Source organism: Erwinia sp. S43 (assembly GCF_016624745.1).
GTDB lineage: Bacteria > Pseudomonadota > Gammaproteobacteria > Enterobacterales > Enterobacteriaceae > Erwinia > Erwinia coffeiphila.
In genome coordinates, this window is sequence record NZ_JACVTX010000011.1 from 69,498 (window position 1) to 85,874 (window position 16,377).

At 55.4% G+C, this 16,377-nt stretch carries 14 protein-coding genes; 12 read left to right on the forward strand and 2 right to left on the reverse strand.

Going from position 1 to position 16,377, the window contains the following annotated elements; translation table 11 throughout:
- Window positions 1–26 precede the first annotated feature (26 nt).
- Window positions 27–1,454 (reverse strand): exodeoxyribonuclease I, encoded by a 1,428-nt coding sequence (sbcB, locus tag IBT47_RS14795; RefSeq protein ID WP_200561060.1) that lies wholly within the window; start codon window positions 1,452–1,454, stop codon window positions 27–29.
- A 238-nt stretch (window positions 1,455–1,692) separates the two neighbouring features.
- On the opposite strand from sbcB, the gene IBT47_RS14800 reads away from it, so the two are divergent.
- The 6 genes from IBT47_RS14800 (at window position 1,693) to tmaR (ending at window position 7,209) form a co-directional block, all read left to right on the forward strand.
- Entirely contained in the window at window positions 1,693–2,538 is an 846-nt protein-coding gene (locus IBT47_RS14800) for a D-alanyl-D-alanine carboxypeptidase family protein (protein WP_200561062.1), read from the forward strand.
- 109 nt (window positions 2,539–2,647) lie between these two features.
- Window positions 2,648–3,829, forward strand: a complete 1,182-nt coding sequence (gene dacD, locus IBT47_RS14805; RefSeq protein ID WP_200561064.1) for a serine-type D-Ala-D-Ala carboxypeptidase DacD — start codon at window positions 2,648–2,650, stop codon at window positions 3,827–3,829.
- Between the two features lie 166 nt (window positions 3,830–3,995).
- Window positions 3,996–4,895: a LysR family transcriptional regulator gene (locus tag IBT47_RS14810; RefSeq protein ID WP_105591624.1), complete on the forward strand. Its 900-nt coding sequence runs from the start codon at window positions 3,996–3,998 to the stop codon at window positions 4,893–4,895.
- A 98-nt stretch (window positions 4,896–4,993) separates the two neighbouring features.
- Complete coding sequence (locus IBT47_RS14815; protein ID WP_200561066.1) at window positions 4,994–5,464, forward strand: GyrI-like domain-containing protein; 471 nt, start codon at window positions 4,994–4,996, stop codon at window positions 5,462–5,464.
- A 212-nt stretch (window positions 5,465–5,676) separates the two neighbouring features.
- A complete protein-coding gene (locus tag IBT47_RS14820) occupies window positions 5,677–6,735 on the forward strand; it encodes an FUSC family protein (RefSeq protein ID WP_200546023.1) in 1,059 nt (352 codons plus the stop codon).
- A gap of 159 nt (window positions 6,736–6,894) precedes the next feature.
- Entirely contained in the window at window positions 6,895–7,209 is a 315-nt protein-coding gene (gene tmaR, locus IBT47_RS14825; RefSeq protein WP_105591443.1) for a PTS system regulator TmaR, read from the forward strand.
- Between the two features lie 95 nt (window positions 7,210–7,304).
- Here tmaR and IBT47_RS14830 read toward each other — a convergent pair whose 3' ends face one another.
- Window positions 7,305–8,381, reverse strand: coding sequence for a LacI family DNA-binding transcriptional regulator (locus tag IBT47_RS14830; RefSeq protein ID WP_200561068.1), 1,077 nt, complete (start codon window positions 8,379–8,381; stop codon window positions 7,305–7,307).
- Between the two features lie 206 nt (window positions 8,382–8,587).
- On the opposite strand from IBT47_RS14830, the gene IBT47_RS14835 reads away from it, so the two are divergent.
- The 6 genes from IBT47_RS14835 to IBT47_RS14860 all read left to right on the forward strand — a co-directional run bounded on the left by IBT47_RS14835 (window position 8,588) and on the right by IBT47_RS14860 (window position 16,233).
- The gene (locus IBT47_RS14835; RefSeq protein WP_200561070.1) at window positions 8,588–9,484 is read left to right on the forward strand and encodes a Kdo hydroxylase family protein; all 897 of its coding nucleotides are present in this window, start codon (window positions 8,588–8,590) and stop codon (window positions 9,482–9,484) included.
- A gap of 128 nt (window positions 9,485–9,612) precedes the next feature.
- Window positions 9,613–11,043 carry an EmmdR/YeeO family multidrug/toxin efflux MATE transporter gene (locus IBT47_RS14840; RefSeq protein WP_105591446.1) on the forward strand — a complete coding sequence of 477 codons (1,431 nt, stop codon included), beginning with the start codon at window positions 9,613–9,615 and terminating at the stop codon, window positions 11,041–11,043.
- Window positions 11,044–11,216: 173 nt separating this feature from the next.
- The gene (locus IBT47_RS14845; RefSeq protein ID WP_200561072.1) at window positions 11,217–11,660 is read left to right on the forward strand and encodes a heme-binding protein; all 444 of its coding nucleotides are present in this window, start codon (window positions 11,217–11,219) and stop codon (window positions 11,658–11,660) included.
- A gap of 94 nt (window positions 11,661–11,754) precedes the next feature.
- A complete protein-coding gene (locus tag IBT47_RS14850) occupies window positions 11,755–12,540 on the forward strand; it encodes a siderophore-interacting protein (protein ID WP_370569906.1) in 786 nt (261 codons plus the stop codon).
- A gap of 81 nt (window positions 12,541–12,621) precedes the next feature.
- Window positions 12,622–13,161: a PadR family transcriptional regulator gene (locus tag IBT47_RS14855; protein WP_105591449.1), complete on the forward strand. Its 540-nt coding sequence runs from the start codon at window positions 12,622–12,624 to the stop codon at window positions 13,159–13,161.
- Window positions 13,162–13,860: 699 nt separating this feature from the next.
- Window positions 13,861–16,233 (forward strand): TonB-dependent receptor domain-containing protein, encoded by a 2,373-nt coding sequence (locus IBT47_RS14860; RefSeq protein ID WP_370569901.1) that lies wholly within the window; start codon window positions 13,861–13,863, stop codon window positions 16,231–16,233.
- Window positions 16,234–16,377 lie beyond the last annotated feature (144 nt).

The window sequence follows — 16,377 nt, forward strand, 5'->3', positions numbered from 1 at the left end:
TTTTACCTGTCGATCACCGAAAATCGTCAGGAAGTCAGCTCGCGGGCATACTCGAACAGCGCCTTAAGCTGCGCCAGTTTTCCTGCATCACCCTCATACTGGTTATACAGCATCTCCAGTTCCTGCACGTAATCCTGCACGCGCTGCGGATTCAGCGCTTCACGACGGTGCTGTAGCCAGCGTTTCTGTTCAGCGTCATCGAGCGTGCCGGGGAAATTGCGCGCGCGGAAACGGAACAGCAGCTTCTCAATGCGGGCATCTGCAAAGGTCAAATCCAGCGCGGGCAGATTCTCCGCCGCTGTCTGACGCACAATATTCATTGCCTGGCGATCCGCGTCGCTAAAGAAGCCGTTATACAGCTGGGCATCAACATCCTCCGACGGGGTAAACGGCTCCGCTTCTGCAAACAGCGTCACCACTTTTTCACGCACTTCCGGGTGCTGACGCAGCAGGGCGAGGTTATCCAGGCAGCGCTGGCGATCGATATCCAGCCGGGCCGCATCTTCCGGGCGCAGGGTATTGGCCGGAGCCACCACCGGGCATTTATTGATATGTACCAGCTTAAGCGGCACCGGCGAGGCATCGCCCAGCTCATCGCGTCGGGTATACAGCCGTTCACGCAGCTGGTCTGCATCCAGCGTCAGGAGGGGCGACATATCGCCAGCCAGGTCGCAGGTAATCAGCGCATTACGGTTGTCGGGATGCCAGGCGAGCGGGGCGATCCAGCTGGTATTACCGCGCGCCGCGCCAAACATGCCGGAAATATGCACCAGCGGTTTCATCTGCGGGATATCCACCAGGGCGGTAATCTTTTGCTTATTGCGATGGGTAAACAGGAAGTCGTACAGCCTTGGCTGCTTTTCTTTGACCAGCTTCGCCATGGCAATCGTGGCATAGACATCCGACATCGCATCGTGGGCGTTGGCATGTTCCACACCGTTGGCTTTGGTCAGATGCTCAAGGCGGAAGCTGGGAAAACCGTCGTCGTTTTCCGGCCAGACAATTCCTTCCGGGCGCAGGGCGTAACAGGCGCGCATCACATCCAGCAAATCCCAGCGGCTGTTGCCGTTCTGCCAGCTCCATGCATAGGGGTCGTAAAAATTACGATAGAACAGATTACGGCTCACCTCATCATCAAAGCGCACGTTGTTATAGCCAACGATGCAGGTGCCGGGTTCGCTGAACAGCTGGTGGATACGGCGGGTAAACTCTACCTCGGTGACGCCGCGCGCGCGCGCAATCTGCGGCGTAATGCCGGTAATCATCACCGCTTCCGGCTGCGGCAGGTAGTCGTCAGCGGGCTGGCAGTAAAACAGTTCCGGCTCACCAATAATATTGAAATCCATATCGGTACGAATCCCGGCGAACTGCGCCGGACGGTCCAGAGACGGGCTTTTGCCGAAGGTTTCGTAATCGTGGAAGAGGAAGGTAGGCTGTGCGCGATCGTTTTTCAAAGTTTATATCCGTTCACTTTTGTTCATATGGCCCTGAGCGATGCAGAACGATGTTTCAGATATGGTAAACCATTATCCCCCTGCTCTGAAGTGACGAATGCAGCCGTTCACCGGCGAAGAAAAAATGCGACCACGCATTTCCAGACTGCCGCACGCTATACTGTGTTACCAACTCTCGCCTGACGGGCGGTTAAGCGTTACACTGAAGCAGGGTTACTGTCTGAAATCGGGGAATAAATTGCCTGTAAATCTGTTAGCCATTCCGCCCGTTGCGTTGAGCAGCTCGAAAGCCGCTGGCATCCTGTTGATTAATGAAGGGCCGGGCCCGGTACGGTCAAAAGCCCTGTACACCCAGGGTGACCGCGATCTGCAACAAATGGCGTCAATGACTAAAATATTGACCGCAATGGTTCTGGCGGACCTGAAACCTGATTTAACCACGCTGCTGACCCGCACCGATGCTGATTCCGCGCTGGGTTCCGGCGCTAACCTCAACGTCAGTGAATCCATCTCGGTGAATGATGCTTTCTATAATCTGATGCTGCCATCCTCCAACGTGACTGCCAATATGATTGCCAGAATCTGGGGCGGAAAACTGCTGCAGGCTGAAGGGATCACCGACTACACCGACAGACAGGCCTTGGTACGTTGGGTGCGCCAGATGAATGCAAAATGCCGTTCTATCGGCATGGGCTCGGCTCTGTTTACCACGCCTTCCGGGCTGGGAAACAATCATGCCAGCGTGATCGGTGCCCTGAAAATGGTGGCACGCGCCACGCGCTATCCGATGATTATGCGCAGCTGGAAGACGCAGAACTACCGTCTGAAAGTTTTTGGCGATACGCCGCGTATTGAAACCATCTCAAACACCAACAACCTGCTGTTCTCCGATCTGGAAGTGATTGGCGGTAAAACCGGCACGCTGGCACCCATCTACAACCTGGCCTGCGTGGTATCGATGCCGAACAACCAGTTGCTGCTGGTGGTTACGCTGGGTGCTGAGCGAGCGGAAGATCGCTTTACCGACTGCAAGGCAATGATCGATGCGGTGAAAGTGCAGTACCAGACGTCGAAAGCCAGCTAGTGCGCTAATTCTCTGATTATTCATATTTTCTTGCAATTTAATTACACTTTGCCACGCGATATCTCGTACAACATCCGCAGTTTTTGTTGGTTAATTCGAGGATTTAGCGGTGAAGAAGCGTCAGCTTGGAAGTGTATGCCTGGTTTTATTACTGAGTACGGTTGCCCGTGCTGAAGATCTCCCCGCAGAGAACGCTCTGGCGTTCCCGCTTACCCCTCCGGCTATTGATGCCGCCTCCTGGGTACTGATGGATGCCACCACCGGGCAAATCCTGACGGCCGGTAATCCGGATGAACGCCGCAACCCGGCCAGCCTGACCAAGCTGATGACCGGTTACGTGGTGGATCGCGCCATCGATAAAAAGCGCATCAGCCGCGATGATATTGTTACCGTCGGTAAAGATGCCTGGGCTGCCGGCAACCCGGTATTTAAGGGCTCCTCGCTGATGTTCCTCAAACCTGGCGATAAAGTCACCGTGCGCGATCTCAGCCGGGGAGTGATTATCGACTCCGGCAATGATGCCTGTGTGGCACTCGCAGACTACGTGGCGGGCAGCCAGTCCAGTTTTGTCGATCTGATGAATCAGTACGTGGGCAAGTTAGGCATGGCTAACAGTCATTTCGAAACCGTTCACGGGCTGGATGCTCCGGGCCAGTACACCACCGCTCGCGATCTGGCGATCCTGTCCCGGGCGATTATCAGCGGTGAGCCGGACTTCTATAAGATGTACAGTGAAAAATCGCTGACCTGGAACGGTATTACCCAGCAGAACCGTAACGGCCTGCTGTGGGACAAGACTCTGCACGTGGACGGCCTGAAAACCGGGCATACCGAAAGCGCAGGGTTTAACCTGATTGCCTCCAGCGTTGATGGTCAGCGCCGTCTGATCGCGGTGGTAATGGGCGGGAAAAGTCCGAACGGGCGTGAGGAGCAGGCTCGCAAGCTGCTGACCTGGGGGCAGAGCAACTTTGATACCGTGCAGCTGTTCCACGCTGGAAAAGAGATCGGCCATGAAAAAGTGTGGTACGGCAGCCCGCGCAGCGTTCCTCTGGGCAGCGAAAAAGATATTTACCTCTCCCTGCCGCGTGATGAAGTTCAGAAAATCAAAGCGCGCTATGTGGTTGAAAATAAAAATCTGGAAGCGCCGCTGAAGTTGCATGAGCAGGTTGGCACCATTCAGCTGGTGGAAGGCGATAAGCTGCTGACCAGCTATCCGCTGGTAACTCTCCAGTCGGTAGAACAGGCCGGCATTTTTACCCGCATCAGCGATTACATTCAGCGTAAGCTGTAAAAAGTGGTGTCGCCGATCCGTCCGCTTACAACGAACGCTAAACGCAGCCGAGGTTCTTCATATCGCCATTTGCAATCTGTCCTGGTTTTAGCGGGCAGATAACTGTATTTATCAACGCAGTATGCAAGAATGGAAATGAATTGTTTCCATAAAATTGAGAATGGTGATGTTAAAAGATCTGCGTGATGTGGCATTGTTCAATGCAATAGCCAGTGGCGGAACATTATCGGCGGCCGGGCGTCAGCTCGGGATCTCGCTGGCCGTCGTCAGCAAACGGCTGACGCAAATGGAACAGCAGCTTGGCGTAAGGCTGTTTCACCGTACCACGCGGCATGTTTCGCTGACCGATGAAGGGCTGGTTTTTGCTGAACATGCCGCGCGATTACAGCAAGAGCTGGAGGCGATTGACAGCGCACTGGCCAATCGCCTGGGTCGTGCCAGCGGAACCCTGCGGATCACCGCATCACACAGTATGGGGCAGCGCTGGCTTGCGCCGATCCTCAATGAATTTATGATTGAGCACCCCGGAGTTAAGCTCCAGCTGCATCTTAGCGACCGGGTTATCGATCTGGCAGCCAGCGGCTATGACCTGGCAATCCGCTACGGTGCGCTGGCGGATTCCAGACTGGTGGCGCGGGAGCTGGTTGGCAATCGGCGGGTGCTGTGTGCCTCGCCGGGCTATGCGGCAAGGCATGGCCTGCCGCAAACGCTGGAAGAGTTGAGCGCCCACTGCTGCATCGTTACCGGAGATGCACCGATGACCGAGTGGCGTTTTGGCAGCGATGAAGAGCAGCGCAGCGTGCCGATAAATTCACGGCTTCAGGTCAACACCGGAGAAGCGGCGCATGCACTGGCGCTGAATGACGCGGGGATCGCGATGAAATCAATCTGGGACGTCGCAGGGGACCTACGTGATGGGCGTCTTCTGACGGTTCTGGGGGACTATCCGCTACCTGCGGCACCGCTGCATGCCATCTGGCTCAGCGGTCTTCACCAGCCGCCGCGAGTCAGGTTGTTTGTTGAGAAACTCAGACTGCAACTGGCGCAGCACTGGAATGATTTTTAACCCGAGACATGTGAGGTCCCGGGTCTGGGCTGGCGCGGCGGTCATATTCCGCTGCGCCGGACATCGTAACACCACAACGCGAAAAGGAATGAAATGTGATGAGAGTAGAAATACAGGAGTTACCGGCCAGTCAGATGGCGGGATATCGGCTTGAAGGTGCGTGGGAAATGACCGTTCCGCAGGGTTTTTCCCGACTGAGCGAGTGGGTAAACCGCAATCGACTGAAGGGCGAATGGCTGGCGGTTTACCATGGTAATCCACAGCAGATGTCGGTAGATCAGCTCAAAGTGGACACCGGTATCAGCGTGTCGACAGAGTTTATTTTACCGCTCGACAGTGAAGGTGTGCAGCTGCGACCGATTCCGGCCGCGCGTTATGCCGTAGCTCATGTACAGGTCAGTGATGGTGATTTTAGCAAACCGTGGAGTCAGTTTTTTGATGACTGGCTACCGGGCAGCGGTTATCAGCAGGCGGAAGGCCCCTGCTACGATCGTTATCTGAACGATGGATCAGAAACCGGAATCTGGGAATTCCTGATTTGCGTGCCGATTGAAAAGCGCCAGGCATGATGTGAATTTTTTATTGGGATTTTGTAATTAAATTGCACTCAAAAAAATCAGTGTGTTAAAGTTTTGCTACCGTGCGGTAATCACAGTGGTTAATGCTGTTTACCGCACGGAAATGGCCTGAAAAACTGTCTAAAATCAGCCATGTCCGTCTGTCCATCTTCCGCACTTCAGGTATTATTAGCCGCTATTTCTGATCTTTTTCGGAGCCTGTTTTGCGACCCGACACGCCGCTTTCGGCCCTGCATTTTAGCGTTTATCGCAACTACCGTATTGTTCACGGCATTCGCATTGCCGTGGCCTTTGTGCTCACCTTTCTGCTGGTGCGTCTGCTGGATATTCCGGAAGGCAGCTGGCCGCTGATCACCCTGGTTGTGGTGATGGGGCCAATCTCATCCTGGGGCAACGTGTTTCCTCGCGCGGTGCAGCGTATAGGCGGCACGATATTTGGCTCCATATCCGGGTTGATAGCGTTGAAGCTGGAACTGTTCAGCCTGCCGGTGATGCTGGTGTGGTGTGCCGTCGTGATGTTTATCTGCGGCTTTCTCACGCTGGGTAAGCATCCTTATATGGCGCTGCTGATCGGCATTACTCTCGCCGTGATCTGCGGGGGTACGCCGGGAGATATCCATTCCGCGCTCTGGCGTGGCGGGGATGTCATTCTCGGCTCACTGCTGGCGTTACTGTTTACCAGCATCTGGCCGCAGAAAGCCTATACCCACTGGCGCATTCAGCTGTCTGATTCTCTGTTGGAAACGGCAAAAATCTATCATGCCGGTTTTTCGCCAAATCTCGTCGAACAGCCGCGCCTCACGCGCCCGCTACAAAGACTGTTGGGCAAGGTGGTGAAAATGCGCTCGCTGATCGATCCGGCCAGTAAGGAAACGCGCACGCCCCGCTCGGTATTCGAAGCCATCCAGACCCTTAACCGCAATATCGTTTGTACCCTGGAATTGCAGTTAAACGCCTGGTGGGCCTCGCGGCAAAGTCATCTTATCCTGCTTAATGCGCCAACCCTGCGGCGCACGCAGCAGATGACGGAAGATATGCTGCGCACGCTATCGAAAGCCATCGTTGACGGCAACACTGAGCAAATGGCGGCCAACAGTGCGGAACTGGCATCAATCAGTCGCGAACTGCGGCAGCTGATCGCCGAAGCTGGTGGTGATGAACAGGTGGAAACGCCCATTCACGGTTATGTCTGGCTGAGCCTGGAAATGGCTCGTCAGCTGGAGCGACTGTCCGAGCTTTTGCGCCTCGCGCTGCGAAAATAAAACGATTCAGCAACTACTTACTGCGGTATGCTCAGCGCCAGGGTAAGATAGTGCTATTCGGTTGAGCAGATTTAACATTGCCATCGGCAGCGGTGTGCCGCTAAGCTGGTAGCCACGACAGTGATGCCTGTGCAACAGGCCCAAAAGAAAGGTGTCTTCATGGAAAATGCAAAGCAATCATTTCAGGACGTACTGGAGTTCGTGCGTATGTTCCGTCGCAAAAACAAACTGCAGCGTGAAATCGTCGATAACGAAAAGAAAATCCGCGACAACCAGAAACGCGTGCTGCTGCTTGATAACCTGTCCGAGTACATTAAGCCGGGCATGAGCGTAGAAGCCATCCAGGAAATCATCGCCAGCATGCGTAGTGACTATGAAGACCGCGTTGATGACTACATCATCAAGAATGCTGACCTGTCGAAAGAACGTCGCGACCTGTCGAAAAAACTGAAAGCGATGGGCGAGCCGAAGTAACGCCCGGCGAAAGGTGGCACTGTTCTGCGGTCGCCACCGATACTGTTTCAGAGGCCACTATGCATATAGTGGCTTTTTTTTGCCTGAGGGAAGGGCTACGGCTCTGAACCCTGCGCCAGAACGCGCGCCAGGCGGCGAAGTTCTGCGGCGACTTTAGCACTCCCGTTTTTACCATTGAACACCGGTGCAGTGCTGTTGCGTACCACCAGCTCCGTAGTAAAGATTTCGCCCGCCCTGGGGGTTTGTGGCTGCTCCACGCGACTGATTAACCAATCAACGCTGCGCTCTCCCAGCAGACGCATGTCCTGGCGAACCGTAGTCAGCGGTGGCTGATACCAGGCACTGTCGGCGGTATCGTCATAGCCCACCACTGAAATCTCTGTCGGAACCACGATGCCGCGCTGATGCAGCGCCTGCATGGCACCCAGCGCCATCTGATCGTTGGCGACCAGCAGTGCCGAGGGTAAATCCTGGTCGGCCAGCTGCATGACCGCCTGAAAGCCCGAGCTGGCGCTCCAGTCTCCAAACAGTTCGGCCTGCGCAACCAGTTGATGCTGTTGCAGTACCTGCCGCCAGGCATCTGCCCGCGCGCGCGCAGCAACCGATGACGATGGTCCGTTAAGCAAGACAATGCGGCGATGTCCCAGCGCCAGCAAGTGCTCTGCGCCCTGGCGCGCTCCGGCTCGTGCGCTAAAACCGCAGCTGGACACCGGCGCTTCTTCCGCCACATCAAGGAACAGGCAGGGCAGGGAACCGGCCATCGTTTCAATCTGCTGCGCCGCATCGGTTTCCAGCGGCAGATTAATCAGCAACGCATCTACCCGCTGCGCCAGCAGATCGCTGACCGCCGCCTGCGCGCCGTCCGCCCCCGCCATTGCCATCACCAGGTGCCATCCCAGCTGACTGGCACGCTGCTGCATCGCCGAGGCAATCTGCGCCGGAGCCAGCAGCGCCAGATCGCTGGTTGCCAGCCCGAGTGTGCGGGTGTTCTTTCCAGCCAGCTGCTGGGCAACGCGATTTGGCACATAGTTAAGTGCAACCATCGCAGCCTCAACTCGACTGCGGGTCGATTCGGCCACCTGGCTGGAGTGATTCAGCACCCGGGAAACGGTCTGATAGGAGACGCCCGCTGCCTGAGCAACATCATCCAGCGTTACGGAACGGGATTTCATGATTAGCTCCTTTAAAGATGGCGCAGTGTAACAGTAAACACCGTGGCTCTGTTGACCTCCGGTTTAATTAATTCTGGCTCTGCGCCATATAATCAGCCGTCAGAAGCTGACTATTTATCCCGCAGTAATTTACGTTATTACACTTTATTTAGACAACGGCGGCGTGCTGGAAGCCGGTTCTCGCTGCAAGGAAATAAGGATATCAAATGTCTGAACGCCCACTCTCACACGATATGGTGATTCGCTCGCTGGCGATGCGCCACTGGAACGAAACCGTCGATGATGCTCGCGCCGTTGATGCGCTGGAACAGGGGAAAGTGTTATTTCTCCCCTCGCTGGCTTTTCCTCTCAGTACGGAAGAACTGGCGCTGTTAACCCCGGACCTGGTCGATCCTAAACGCAAAAATATCAGTTTTAATGCGCAAAACGGCAAGCTGAACGGCGTTGCTCAGGCGGAGAAAAAAGCGCAGGTGCAGGCACTGCTGCAGCGTCACCATGATTATGCCTGCCAGCTGGTCAGCAGCCTGCTGCCGGAATACAAATCAGCGCTGCATTCGCCGGTTAACTCACTGCGCCTGCATCCGATCACCGTCTGGCGCGACGCCACATCATGGCGAAAGGATGATACCCGCCTGCATGTCGATGCGTTCCCATCACGTCCCAATCACGGTGAGCGTATTCTGCGTATCTTCACCAATATTAATCCACACGGTGAAAGCCGCTGCTGGCGCGTAGGGGAACCGTTCCCCGTGCTGGCCAAACGCTTTATCCCACGCCTGAAGCGTTTTTCACCGTTCAGCAGCTGGTTGCAGAATCGCCTTGGTATCACCAAAAGTTATCGCAGCCATTATGATCATCTGATGCTGCAACTGCACGACACCATGAAAGGTGACGAGAACTACCAGCAGCAGGGACCGCAGGTCACGCTGGAACTGCCCGCGGGCAGCAGCTGGATTTGTTTTGCCGATCAAACGCCCCATGCGGCGATGAGCGGGCAGTTTATGCTGGAGCAAACCTTCCTGCTGCCGGTGGCGGCGATGAAAAACCCCGATAATGCGCCGCTTAAAATTTTGCAGAAACTCACTCAGCGAACCCTGATCTAACCCTTAATGGTGCAGGCGCAGGTCTGCACCACCTCTGAAAGTACTTTGAAACATAAAAAGACTTTGCATAACTCGCCTGCTTTAACCATCATAAATAAGTCCTCTCTCTCCCTGATAAAAAAGCTGGAATGACCTTGCAAAACCTCAGAGTTTCTCTGCAGCAGGCTATTCAACGTACCGCGTGGTATCCCAAAAGACGCTCCTGGCGAGTGTTGTTCTGGCGTGAAGTCACACCGCTGGCCGTCCCGATTTTTTTTGAGAACCTTTGCGTTCTGCTGATGGGGGTGCTCAGCACCTTCCTGGTGAGCTGGCTGGGTAGTGAAGCGATGGCCGGTGTTGGCCTTGCGGACAGCTTTAATATCGTGGTTATCTCCTTTTTTGCCGCCATCGATCTTGGCACCACGGTGGTGGTGGCCTTCAGTCTCGGCAAGCTGAATCGGGAAAGAGCGGTAGCGGCCGCCCGCCAGTCGCTGGTCATCATGACGATTTTTGCGGTACTGCTGGCGATTGCCATCGAGTTTATCGGGCCGCAGATTATCGACCTTATTGCCGGTAAAGCGGAGCCGGAAGTTAAAGCGCTGGCGCTCTCCTATCTGCAAACCACCGCGTGGAGCTATCCGGCGGCAGCCATTGCGCTGATCGGCTGCGGCGCACTGCGCGGAGCGGGTAATACCAAAATTCCGATGCTGATTAACGGCGGGATGAATATCCTCAATATTGCCATCAGCAGCGTGCTGATTTACGGCTGCTTCTCCTGGCACGGGCTGGGGTTTATCGGTGCCGGGCTGGGGCTGACCATTTCCCGCTACATCGGCGCGGCGGCGGTGATTTATGTGTTGGTGATTGGCTTTGTCCCGGCGTTGAAAATATCACTTAAAAGCTATTTTACCCGGTTGAACCTTGGCATCGTGCGTGAGGTGTTGGGTATCGGCGTTCCCGCCAGCATTGAGTCGGTGTTATTCAACGGCGGCAAGCTGCTCACTCAGATCTTTGTTGCCGGCATGGGGACAGACGTGATTGCCGGCAACTTTATCGCCTTCTCTATCGTGTCGCTGATTAACCTGCCGGGTAACGCACTGGGTTCCGCCTCGACGATTATTGTCGGTACCCGGCTTGGGCGCGGTCAGCTGGGCCAGCCGGAGCGGCTGCTGCGTTACATCTTCTGGCTGTCGAATATTGGCCTGTGTACGCTGGCTCTGCTGACGGTGCCATTTGCCGGTGTGCTGGCGGCGTTTTACACTCAGGACCCGCAGGTGATCCACGTGGTGAAAATGCTGGTATGGCTGAATGCCGCCTTTATGCCGTTCTGGGCTGCCTCGTGGGTGTTGCCGGCCGGGTTGAAAGGCGCGCGCGATGCGCGTTACACCATGTGGGTGTCGCTACTCAGCATGTGGGGTGGGCGCATCGTTGCCGGGTATTTGCTCGGGATTGTACTCGGCATGGGTGTGGCCGGAATCTGGCTGGGCATGGCGCTGGACTGGATCATTCGCGGGGTCTGCTTCCGCCGCCGCTTTAACAGCGGTCGCTGGCTGTGGAAGTATCGCCCGGTCGCGAAGTAACGTTCCGACCCAGGTAAACCCGGCAGTTTTCGACCCAAAACGCACAGATTGTTACTTTTTACCGCTCGTCTTAGCAGATTGCTGCTTGCGATGAAGATATATCATGGATATATTTTTATGCGTTAATACGAATCATTACCAGTTCAGCCATTGCCAAAAATGTGGAGAACGTTATGACAGTCACATCGGTAACAGAAACAGCACAGGCAGCATCACGAACTCAGCTGACCATCACCCTTACGGGCGCGCGCAATGCTATCGCTGCCGCACAGCAGAAAGCGCTGGAAAACGGCTGGCATATCAGTGTGGCGGTGGTTGACCATGCCGGTCAGCTGGTGGCACTGGAGCGGAGCGACAGCGCGATCGGCATCAGCCCGGATGTGGCGATCGGTAAGGCGCGGACGGCTGCGCTGCTGCAGGCTCCTTCACAGGAATTTGAGCAGTTTATCAACAGCGGCCGGCCAAGTTTTCTGGCCACGCCCGGCGTCACGCCGCTGGAGGGCGGGGTACCCGTCTGGCTGAACGGAATGGTGATTGGTGCCGTTGGCGTTAGCGGGGCGCACGGTGCCAATGATTCGCTGGTGGCGGAAACTGCCGTGCTGGCGGTTAGCGTCTGACGCATACCCCGATTACACATCATCTATTGCTCCCGGCGGGCGTTGCCTGCCGGTGTTACGTTGCCGGATCTCAACCGGCAGCCCAAGGAGAATAATCTTGTCCGAGAATAAAAGCCGTGCGCCGAAGCGCGTACGTAATGAACTGCGCTTCCGTCAGATTACCGTAGCAGCAAAAACGCTCGTTGCTGAAAATTTCTGGCGTATTGATTTTATCGGTGACGACCTGGCCGGGTTCGTTTCGCCGGGTTTCGATGACCATATCAAAGTGTTCTTCCCGGATGCCGCCACCGGCGAACTGCATCTGCCGGAAGTGACTTCCGATGGCGTGGTGTGGAAAGAGGGCATCCGCCCGGTTTCCCGCGACTATACGCCACTGCGGTTTGACGGCGTGAAAAAAACACTCACTCTGGACTTCTATATCCACGACGGCGGCGTCGCCAGCAGTTGGGCGGCACAGGCACAGGTCGGCGACCCGCTGGCAATTGGCGGCCCGCGCGGCTCGATGATCGTGCCGGAGGATTATGCCTTCCAGCTTTACGTCTGTGACGAAAGCGGCCTGCCAGCGTTCAAGCGCCGTAAAGAAACCGTGCAGGGCGTGGTGCGTAAACTGTTTGCCTTTGCTGATGAAGCCAGCGGTAGTCTCTATCTGGACGGACTGAACGGCATCGATGTCAGCTGGCTGGGCAGCGGCAATATGCACGGCGATCGTCTGCTGGCGCTGATTAGCGAACTCGACAGCATTCAGCTACCGCACGATGATTACTTTATCTGGCTGACCGGTGAAGGAGAAGCGGTAAAACAGCTTAATGACTACTTTGTCCTCCAGCGCGGCTGCGACGACAACTTTGTGCGTGCCGTAGCCTACTGGCACCAGAAGTAACCCTGTGGGCCGCCGCGCCGGTTGTGTTTCACCGGGTGGCGGTCTACTATCATCCCCCTTATTTTTCCGCACGGGCAGGCGATGAAACGACCGCAATTTCCCTTTACTTCCTCAGACAGCGAACCTCGTACCGCCTGCGTCAGCCAGCGTAAAAAGCGCCGGGAAAAAATGCTCGACGGCAGCGATATTCGCCTTCTGGTACTGCATTTTCTCAGCCAGGGTGATGCCCATGGCTACGAGCTGATTAAAGCTATTGAGGATTTGTCGAAAGGGGAATATACGCCCAGCCCGGGAATAATCTATCCCAGCCTGACGCTGCTGGAAGAAACGGCGATGATTGCCGCCATCGACCCGCAGGCGGCGCGTAAAGCCTATCGACTGGAGCCGCAGGGCCGCGACTGGCTACAGCGGAATCAGCCCAATCTGGTGATTATCATGCAGCGGCTTTCCTCACTGGCGGTGCTGGTGCATAACCGCAGCGTGCCGGAAGTCGAGCGGGCAATCCACAATATGAAAACCGCGCTCAACTCGCGGCTGTCACAGCAGGATATCTCGCAGGAAACCCTCTACGCGATCGTTGATGCGCTGGACGAGGCGGCGAAAAAGATCGAACGCAGCTAGTTTATTGCCAGAGCCAGAGCCAGAGCCAGAGCCAGAGCCAGAGCCAGAGCCTGCATGTCAGGCACCGTTGGCTTTGCAGGTAAATGCATGCCACATCCCCCTTCGGCAGTTACCCCCAGCTATTTACCCGGTTTATGCAGATTGCCGTTGCCGCCGGGGCCCCCTGTTGATTATGTCTGCCTGTTACCTGTTACCTGTTACCTGTTACCTGTTACCTGTTACCTGTTACCTGTTGTTACCCCTGCCGGAGTACCGATTCTTATCGCTCATCGTTGCCCGTATCCGTACGTATCTGCACGCAAAGCACGACGCTTGCCCGAAGGACAGACATCGCTTACTACCAATCCTTCACAGCTCTCGCCCTCCACGATCCATTATTTAAATCCGTTTTCTAATCATTATTTTTCAGCGTTGAGTTTTATATTTAAATAATTGTGAGGAAATTGTGTAGAGAGTGAAAGTTTTTCGAAAGCAGGTATCTGGTTTATTTAACGGTCTTAACGCTATCCTGCGAAATTAATTATTCTTAATAATAAAGTGAACTTTCTGCTCCGTGCTCTATTGATAAAGATAATCATTCCTATTAATATCCCGCCGCCTTAAAAATATAATAATATTAGTGAGACTTAACTAAGTTCGTATTCTTTTTTATCGAAGCAATCCGTGAGCCAATACTAATAACAAGCTAAGGGTAATTAAATGCTCACCACGTCAAAATTACAGGGAATCAGTGCGCCGGTAATGAAATGGGCGGTGCTGGCCGCAGCGATTCACTGTGCCTGCGGCTATGCGCAGGCTGAAACTTCTGCCACGGCGAAAACCGCAGCAGAAAGCAGCAATGAACAGGGCACCATGACCGTCACCGCCCAGGCTCCGCTTCAGGGCGGCAGCAAAACCACCATTACCGCCGAGCAGATGCAGAAGAACGGCACGACCGATTTCGGTTCGGTAATGCGTTATCAGCCGCTGATTAGCGCAACGGGCGTGAGCGGCGGCTCGACCGCAGGGAAAAGCGGCTTCGACCGCAGCGGCTACACCGGATTTAATATTCGAGGGCTGGAAAGCAACCGCGTTGGTTTAGACGTGGATGGTATTCCGCTGCCGGATGCGACCGGGCGCAGCTACGTCAGCCGCGCGGGATTAAATACCTTCGGTATTGGCCGCGATTATATTGATCCTTATATGTACGGCAGCGTGGATATTGATGCCGGTGCCACTTCCGTCGATCAGCCAAATACCTCTATTGGCGGTAACGTCTCGTTCCGCAGTAAATCAGCGGATGATTATCTTTCCCCGGAACGCTCCACCTGGTTTGGCTACCAGAGTGATTACGATTCCGCCACTCGCGGCTGGCATAACGGTATCACCGCCGCAGCGGGCGACAGTACTCTGCGTGGCGTTTTCGTACTTAGCCGCCGCGACGGTCAGCAGACCAGCAATAACAGCGATGAAGTCAGCGCTTATCCGGCTAACTGGCATTCAACCGCGCTGATGACCTCCGGGATCTGGCAGCCGAACGACGAGCACAAATTCAGCGCCACGCTGGACTACTACCACAAGGTTAACCACACCCATTACGATACCTGGAACACCGCAGGGACCAGCACTATTGGCGACAGCCAGCAGCAGAGCGATACCCGCCGCTGGGGTGTGAGCCTGGCGGATGAGTACACGCCGGACAATGGTTTTGTCGACAGCCTGTCCAGCCGTGTTTACTACCAACACACCGAGGCGCATGACAACACCTACATGCCAACAGACAGCAGCGGCACCATGCAGCATGTCTACTCGGATTACAACGTTGATACCTGGGGCTTTGATACCCACGGTAATAAAACGCTTGGCCGTCACGATCTGAGCGCCGGAATCAACGGCCGCATCACCGACACCGAACGCCCATTCCGTCAGGACCCGGCACCGAGCGTCTACAGCGTGATCATGCAGCCACAGGCCGATAGCCGTAGCTACACCGTCGGTGGTTTCGTGCAGGATAAGATCAACTTCGATCTGAACGGCAGCCGCTTCGCGGTGATCCCAGGCATGCGTGCGGTATATCAAAATACCAAGCCGCAGAACCTGTCCAGCCTGACCACCGGCAGCACCGTACTGACCGCATCTGAGCTGGAAACTCTGTATGGTTCGGCGAACAGCGACAGCCAGATCCTGCCGTCGCTGATGCTGCAATACGATCTGACCCCGCAGATGATCACTTATCTGCAGTACAAGCGCGGCGCGCAGTTTGCTAACGCCAGCCAGCTTTACGGTTCATGGAACCTGGGTTCATCCTATGCCGGTACCGCGCAGTACGCGCTGATTGGTAATCCGGATCTGGAAACCGAAACCAGTAATAACCTGGAGTGGGGCGTGAAGGGCAACGTAACCGACGGCGTAACGCTGAACGGTTCTCTGTTCTACAACACCTACAAGAACTTTATCGCCTACAGCCGTTACACACGTTCCGGCAGCCCGGATAAGTTCACCAACGTACCGTCGAACATTTACACCATTTATCAGGCTGAAAACCGCGATAAGGCCTACATCTGGGGCGGAGAGCTGAGCAGCAAGGTGAACTTCGGTACCTGGTTCGAAGAGGTTAACGGCCTGAGCGCCACCTTTGCCCTGGGTTACAGTGAAGGTAAATCCAAGTCCAGCTACGACGGCGACAAATATGTTGATATCGACAGCGTAGCACCGATGAAAGCGGTGGTCGGCATGGCGTGGGACGATCCGGCGAAGCGCTACGGTGCGGCGGTGGTGGCGACCTTCGTGAAGGGTAAACAGGCCAGTGCGACCAACCGCGAAAGCTACACCAACAGCGGCACGGCGCTGACCGATTCCAGCACCGAGTACAATCGTATTCCTGGCTACGGCATGGTGGATATGACTGCGTACTGGCAGGTGGCGAAGAACGTGAAGCTGAGCGGCGGTATTTATAACCTGACAGATCGTAAATATTGGGATTATCTCAGCAGCCGCGATCTGACCGGCAGCACGGCTCAGGATGCCTACGAGAAGGCATTGGCAGTGATGCCTGGCCGTACGTTCCAGGCGGGGATTAACGTCGATTTCTGATGATATCGGTCAGTTATCGGGTTAGGTTTTTGCTCGTTTAGTGAAGTTTGAAGCCGCTGTCTCTTTTGGGATGGCGGCTTTTTTTGCGTGCGATAACGAGGATGCCGGTGCTGGTGCTTCGTTGCTTTGTGTCCGGGTGATTGC